Origin of the sequence: Collinsella aerofaciens (assembly GCF_027679495.1) — a bacterium.
Lineage (GTDB): Bacteria > Actinomycetota > Coriobacteriia > Coriobacteriales > Coriobacteriaceae > Collinsella > Collinsella aerofaciens_AK.
Window position 1 is genome coordinate 1 of the sequence record NZ_JAQEKC010000045.1, and the last position, 8,043, is coordinate 8,043.

General features: G+C 58.7%; 1 protein-coding gene. It reads left to right on the forward strand.

Going from position 1 to position 8,043, the window contains the following annotated elements:
* The first annotated feature begins 374 nt into the window (after positions 1–374).
* Positions 375–7,781, forward strand: coding sequence for a Spy0128 family protein (locus PGW49_RS10170; RefSeq protein WP_270226420.1), 7,407 nt, complete (start codon positions 375–377; stop codon positions 7,779–7,781).
* Positions 7,782–8,043 lie beyond the last annotated feature (262 nt).

Below are 8,043 nucleotides of genomic sequence, written 5' to 3' on the forward strand. Positions count from 1 at the left end.
GCCGTTGCCGCGCCCCGCAGTGCCCGCTTCCCCCGAGAACAATTATCAGTGCAGGTAGACAGCCTGCCGATTTTCGAAAAATGAGGGTATGGATGAGGGTCCCGACTTTAGCCCCGTAATCCGGCATAGTTTTGAAATGGTACCATATCCGTAATAGCTTTTGATCTTCCGTGGACGGAGGAAAACGGATCATTTTGGCCTGTTGGCTCCGAGTCGCACCCGTTTTCCTGCAAAAACTCTCGTGTCTCAACTTTGGTGAGACATTTGTCTCACGCCCAAAATCAAATCTGGAACGTGTGTCACCTGCCCTAATTGTGTCTCATTTCGTAACTTTAGGCTGATGCAAGGTCTGAGACCGCGAGAAGGGAGACACGATGGGTAAGTACACGAGGGGCCTCTTGGCGGTGATACTTGCCGTAGTGCTGGTATTGCCAGCTGCAGCATTTGCCATGCTGCCCGAGGCCAACGCCAGGTCCAGCACCGGAATGGACGGACCGGTCATGACCGGAAAAACGGTCGTCGACTACGACACCAGCAACCACTGGAAGTTCTGGGCCGGCGGCTATAACGGAAAGGAAATAACAACTCAAAACGTCGGCCGAATCTGGACCGACAAGACGGTCAGGGCAGTCGAGAACGGGGATTCTGATTTCCTGACCACGCTGTCTGCTATCTCTTCGACATCCGATACGACGGTCTCCGGCAAGCCGCTCGACATCGTGCTGGTGTTGGATGCCTCTGGCTCGATGAGTGATCCTATGGGCGACGGAGACCCCATCAAGCGTATCGATGCGCTGAAGACGGCTGCCAATAGCTTTATTGACACCATCGCCAAGGAAAATGCAAAGATTTCGGACGAGTCCAAGCAGCATCAGGTTGCCGTCGTTAAGTTCTCGGGCAATAAGTCCACCACGGTCGGAAATGACTATTATCGTGATGATGATGGGTACACCTACAACTACTCACAGACCATGATGGGCCTGACCAATTGTTCTGAAGCCAGCGCGACTGAACCCGGCGCAACTGATCTTAAGAAAACAATCAACGCAATTAATCCTGCCGGTTCTACACGCGCCGACTATGGCTTGCAGCTGGCTGATGAGGTATTTTCGTCTGGTCGCGCCGACGCCAAGAAGATTGTTGTCTTCTTCACTGATGGTTCACCTACGAGTTCTAGTGGGTTCGAGAAAAAGGTTGCCAATAGCGCCGTCAACACCGCCAAGAAGATCAAGGGTAACGGCGCCGACATTTATGCAATCGGTATCTTTAGCGGCGCAAAACCCAGCGACGTTCCCACAGCTGAGGGCATAAGCAACGAGAATAAGTTTATGCATGCCGTGTCGAGCAACTATCCTGCCGCCTCATCCAGTATTTCTTTCTGGGGCGAATGGACTATCAACTTTGGTGCGCGCGCAGAAAACGCCAATTACTACAAGTCGGCAACCAGCGCCTCTGAGCTCGAGAAAATCTTCGAAGAGATCTCGGGAAGCATTATCCAAGCTGGTTACCCGACCGAAGTTCACGGCGGTTATGGCGAGCATAAGTCTGGCTACATTACGTTTACTGACGAGCTGGGCGACTTTATGCAGGTCGACAACTTTACGTCTGTCGTGTACAACGGCGAAACGTTTGCCAAACCGGCAATAAAGACCGAGGGCAATGTCGACACCTATAAATTTACGGGTGCCGCTGCGAACTTGGTCATCACCGTTCAGCATACCGAAAAGAGCAAGCCCCGGACCGGCGATATCGTAACAGTCAAGATTCCTGCGTCGCTGATTCCGCTGCGCCACTTTAAGATCACCGATGGCGTTCTTACGGTCGACGATGCTGAGCCCATCCAGGTGAACTACACCTCGAGCGTTAAGAGAGACGCACTCGACAACCTGTTTACGCCCGAGAAGGTAGCGGGGCTCAAGGGCTACATCGAGAGCAATACGATCACCGCGGAGAACGGTTCCAAGACCGTGAACTTCTACGCGAACAAGTGGAATGGCGGCACGCTGGGCGATACGATTGCGAACTTTGAGCCCGCCGATTCCAACCGTTATTACTATTTCCAGAAGCAGACTCCCATTTATGTGGATAAGAACTGCACAACGCCTGCGACGGGCTCGCTGGCTGCCGAGGGCATCTATTACTACAAGGATGAGTTCGAGGCGAAAGGCACAGACAGTAAGGTCGAGCCCCGCACAGCTATTATTGAGTTTACCGGTGGACATGCCGCGCAGTTTGAGGGCGCAATCGTGCGCGATGCGAGCGGCAACCTGTCGTTTAGTGAGGGAACCGCGCGACTGGCCTTTATTGACGAACTTCATACCACCAAGGAACTCGTGGGCGGCAACCCTACTGGTACCGCGGCCGACGTGCTCAATCCCAAGTGGAATAACACGTCTGCCAAGTCGGACGCCACGGAGGTTGACGTTCACCTGGGCAACAACGGCAAGATCAGCTTTAACGTGACGCCGGCAACGGTGGATACCAAGACGAGCTTTGGCCTGACCAAGGTGCTCGAGGGTCGCGAGTGGACGGATACGGACAAGTTTAAGTTTGAGCTCTCCGCGACGTCCGAGAATGACGCCCCGATGCCCGCACCCGCGACCGCGACTGTGACCAAGGCGAACCTGGATGACAAGGGCAAGGCGGCCATTAACTTTGGCGAGATCACCTACAACAAGCCGGGCGAGTACACCTATGAGGTCCGCGAGGTCGAGGGCGACGCCGGTGGCATCACCTACAGCAAGAACGTTGCCACGTTCAAGGTGACCGTGGCGGTTAAGGCCACGGGTGGGCTTAAGGCTGACGTTGAAAAGATCTCGGGCGAGACCGAGTTCAAGAACACCTATAGCGCCAAGACGGAAACCTCGCTGACTCTTGAGGCAACCAAGAAGCTCACGGGGCGCCCGATGGCCGATGACGAATTTAAGTTTGCGCTGAGCTATGCGGAGCACGACGAGGTTCTGCTGGATGCAACCAACAAGGGCGGCAAGGTTGAGTTCGGTCCGCTGACGTATACGACCGAGTCGCTTGCCAAGCTGGTCGAGGAAGAGAAGGCGTCGTTTGACGATAGCTCAGACAAGCCCACGTGGACCATTCGCTACACTGCTGCCGAGCAGACCGGCAAGCTGCCTGCGGGCGTGAGCGCTGCCGTGTCGGCAATTGACGCATATGTAACCGTTGTCGACAACGGCGATGGTACCCTGACGGCGACGGCTGACTACGGAGACGCCGGCAACGAGTTCGTGAACGCCTACACTGCCGCGCCTGCCGAGGCATCGCTTGTTGGCAAGAAGAATCTGCAGGTTCCTGATGGCCTGACCCCGGCTGACATTACCGGCAAGTTCACCTTTACCGTGACCGGTGAAGAGGGCGCACCCATGCCCGCGAACGCGAGCGTGACCAATGATGCCAAGGGCAAGGTCGACTTTGGCAAGATTACCTTTACGCTCGACGACCTTAACAAGGCCCTGGGCGAGAAGCCCGAGAAGCGCGAGCATACCTTTACCTACACCGTGACCGAGTCCGGCGAGGTCGCTGGCGTGACCAACGACGCCAAGCTGTCGCGCGAGGTTTCCTTCACCGTGACCGATGACAGCAAGGGCAAACTGAGCGTGTCCCGCAACCCGGATGGCAACGCAGCCTTTACGTTCACCAACACCTATAACGTGACGCCTGTCGAGACGAGCGTCACCGACCAGATCACCGCGACCAAGGTCCTGACCGGCCGCGACATGGCTGAGGGCGAGTTCTCCTTCGAGCTCGTCGAGGGCGAGGGCAAGGACGTCAAGGTCGTTGCCACCGGCAAGAACGCCGCCGATGGCAAGATCACGATGAGCCCCATCGAGTACACCAAGGCCGGAACGCACGCCTATACGCTGCGCGAGGTCAAGGGCGGAACCACCAGCAAGGGCATCACCTACAGTGACGCCAAGTACACCATCGAGACCACCATCACGGACAACGGCGACGGTACGCTCAGCGCCACGCATGTTCTGAAGGCCGTCAAGGTTGCCGAGTTCAAGAACTCCTACAACGTGACCCCCAAGAGCTCCAGCGTCACCGACCTGATCACCGCGGACAAGGTCCTGGACGGGCGCGACCTCAAGGCTGGCGATTTCCGTTTCGAGCTCGTCGAGGGCAATAACGTGGTCGCCACCGGTACCAACAATGCCGACGGCAAGATCGTAATGGATCCCGTCACCTACACTGCGGCTGGCGAGCACACCTACATACTGCGCGAGACCAAGGCCGGCACCACCGAAAACGGCATTACTTACAGCACCGCTGAGTACACTATTGTGACCACCGTCAAGGATAACAACGATGGCACCCTCAGCGTGGAGCACAAGCTGCAGAATGTTGACAAGGCGACCTTCGAGAACGCCTACACCGTAACCCCCAAGAGCTTCAGTGTTACTGATCAGATCACGGCGACCAAGGTCCTGACCGGGCGCGATCTCAAGGAAGGCGAGTTCTCCTTCGAGCTCGTCGAGGGCAACGATGTTGTCGCCACCGGCAAGAATGACGACCGCGGCAAGATCAAGATGAGCCCCATCGAGTACACCGCTGCCGGCAAGCATACCTACACGCTGTGCGAGGTCCCGGGCGACGCCAACAACGGCATCACCTACGACGGCAAGACCTACACCATTGAGACGACCATCACCGACAAGGGCGACGGCACGCTCGAGGCGAAGCATGTCCTGAATGGAGCCGACGAGGCGAAGTTCAACAACAGCTACAAGCCGAATCCTGACGAGTTCAGCGTCACCGACCAGATCACCGCGAATAAGGTCCTGACCGGACGCGAGCTTGCTGCCGGCGAGTTCTCCTTCGAGCTCGTCGAGGGCGACAAGGTCGTCGCCACCGGCACCAACGACGCCAGCGGCAACATCACGATGGGCGCCGTGAAGTACGCCAAGCCCGGCAAGTACCCCTACACGCTGCGCGAGGTCAACGGCGGAACCACCAGCAAGGGCATCACGTACAGCGACGCCAAGTACACCATCGAGACCACCATTACCGACAACGGTGACGGTACCCTCAGCGCTACGCACGAGCTGAAGAGCGCCACGCCTGCGACCTTCGAGAACACTTACAGCGTGACCCCGACCGATGCAGACCTCGACTTTGACCTGAGCAAGGTCATCAGCGGCCGCGACTGGACGGATGGGGACGAGTTCAGCTTTACCATCACCGCCCCCGAAGACGCCCCACTGCCCGATCCCGCAACCGTAACCGTGAGCAAGAAGGACGCGAAGGACGGCATTGCCGCCATCAAGTTCGGCAAGATTCACTATGCTGCCGCCGGAACCTATAAGTACGAGATTCGCGAGAACGCGGGCAGCACGGTCGGCGTGACGTATGACGCGCATGTCGCAACCGCCGAAGTGACCGTGACCGAGAACGGCGATGGCAGCCTGACCGCCAACGTCACCAAGAAGGAAAACGGACGCTTTACCAACACGTACCGCACTGAGCTTAACTACACCGCTGCCGGCGGTCTGTGGCTCAGCAAGTATCTGGATGGCCGCCCCATGACCGAGGGTCAGTTCACCTTTACCGTGACACCTGCTGACGACGCTTCGGCTCGCGCGCTCGGTCTGCTGTCCGGGGCTAATAGCTTCAAGTCCCCCGCAGCGGCAGAGGCAACGGTCGGACTGATCGACATTCTGGCTGGTCATGAGGTTATATTTACGCAGGCTGACGCCGGCAAGACCTTTACGTACACCGTGGCCGAGAAGAACGACGGCCAGCCCGGTTACACCTACGACGACGCCGTGCGTACGGTGACGATCGCCATCGCCGACGACACCGCCGGCACGCTCACTGCTACGACGACCGTTTCCGGCGGTCCCGAGGGCACGCATGAGACGGTCCACAAGAGTGGCGAGAACAAGGTCGAGAAGGCCCTGGTGCCGTTCCACAACAGTTACAGCGCTACGACCAACACGCCTGGCGGCACCGCCGCTCAGGTCGTTGCCACCAAGACTCTGACCGGCCGCCCGATGGCCGACGGCGAGTTCTGGTTCGGCATCGCCTATCAGGGTGAGCTTGTGGCATACGAAAACCTCAAGCCCAATATCGGCGGGCACGTGAGCTTTGATACGCTGCACTACGACACTAAGATGCTTGCTAATCTTGAGGCTGCTGGGCTTGCTTATCGTACCGATAAGGACGGTAAGCTTGCCTGGACCATTAACTACACGGCCTACGAAGATTTATTCGGGCTGCCGAATGGCGTTTCCGCTACAACGCGGAGCTTTGGCTTTAAGGTTATCGTCGTCGACAACGGTGACGGTACCCTGACGGCAACGGTCGACTACGGCGGCGTCGAGCCCTTGTTCGAGAACGTCTACGGCGCCGAAGCCGTCGATGCCGCGCTCACCGGCACTAAGAAGCTCCAAGCTGCCGAGGGCCTGACCCCGGCCGACATCGCGGGCAAGTTCACCTTTACCGTGACTGCCGATGAGGCGGGCGCCCCGATGCCCGAGCATACGACTGCGACCAACGACACGGCCGGCAACGTGGACTTTGGCAAGATTCGCTTTACGCTCGAGGACCTCAACCGCGCCCTGGGCGTGACGACCGATGTGACCGATAAGGTCGAGGCAGACGAAGCTGACGAAGCCGAGGCCGACGCCGACGCTGATGCCAACGCCGACGAGTCCAGCGACGAGTCCGAGCCCGCAGCCCCCACCGCTCCGCGTTCGCACGCCTTTACCTACACGGTGGCCGAGTCCGGTAGCGCCCCTGGCGTGACCAATGACACCAACGCCACGCGCAAGGTTTCCTACACCGTGACCGATGACGGTGCCGGACGTCTGAGTGTCGTGCGCAACGGCGACGACGGTGCGGACTTCACGTTCACCAACACGTACAGCGTGGCGCCCGCCGACTCTTCCGTGACCGGTCAGGTCAAGACGGTTAAGCGTCTGATCGGCCGCGATCTTGCAGCTGGCGAGTTCACGTTTGAGCTGCTCGAGGATGGCGTGACTGTCGCTAGTGGCACCAACGACGCCAACGGTAACGTTACGCTGAGCCCGATCCGCTACGAGGCGCCCGGTACGCACACGTACACGCTGCGCGAGGCTTGCCCCAACGCGCTCGGCCTGTACAAGGGTGTCACCTATGACGGCACGACCTACACCGTCGTGACCACCGTCTCCGACAACGGCGACGGCACGCTGACCGCGTCGCACAAGCTCGAGGGAACTACCGAGTCGGCTGGCTTTACCAACAAGTATCACGCCATGCCCACGCAGGTTTCCATCGGCGCCATCAAGGTGCTCGAGGGACGCGAACTCAAGAAGGACGAGTTTAGCTTTAAGCTCGTTGGCGAGGACGCCGAGTCCACCGTCACCAACGATGCCGACGGCAAGATCAGCTTCGACAAGTTCGAGTACGACGAGCCCGGTACGTACGTCTACACCATCAGCGAGGTCAAGGGCGACGAGGCCGGTATGACCTACGACAAGTCCGTCTTTACCGCGACCGTCAACGTGGTCGACGACGGCGAGGGCAACCTCAAGGCGAACGTTGCCTTTACCAAGGGCGACAAGAGCGTCGAGGGTATCGTGTTCAACAACACGTACAAGAAGCCCGAGACGCCCGTGCCGACGCCCGATCCCGGCACGCCTAAGACCGTGACGAACATCGTCAAGACGGTCAAGGGTTTCCTGCCCACCACAGGCGACCAGCAGGCTGCCGCTCTACTTATGGCATTTGTCATCGCCATGGCCGGCGTCGGAGCCCTGGTCTGGGGTATCCGTAAGCGTTAGGCACGTTGGTAGCGCCCGGGGCCAAAAGGTCCCGGGCGGCCGGCGGGGAGCCAGAAATGTAGCCCCCACCCCACCCCCAGCCGCCACGGAGGCATCTCCCTCCTCCGTGGCGGCATTTTTGTGCGTGGGGGAGGTGGGTGCGCCACGAAATCGGCCCATCTACTACGTTTGGCCCCTTACCTCCAACCATGCCAAAAAACGCGAAAACAAAACCGACGCTCCTATAAGTTGTCAAGAGGCAGTTTGCGGGAGCGTTCTCTCC

Bases quoted from the DNA above. Each gene is read 5' to 3' on its own strand.
- PGW49_RS10170 (WP_270226420.1), top strand. From the start codon at position 375: ATGGGTAAGTACACGAGGGGCCTCTTGGCGGTGATACTTGCCGTAGTG.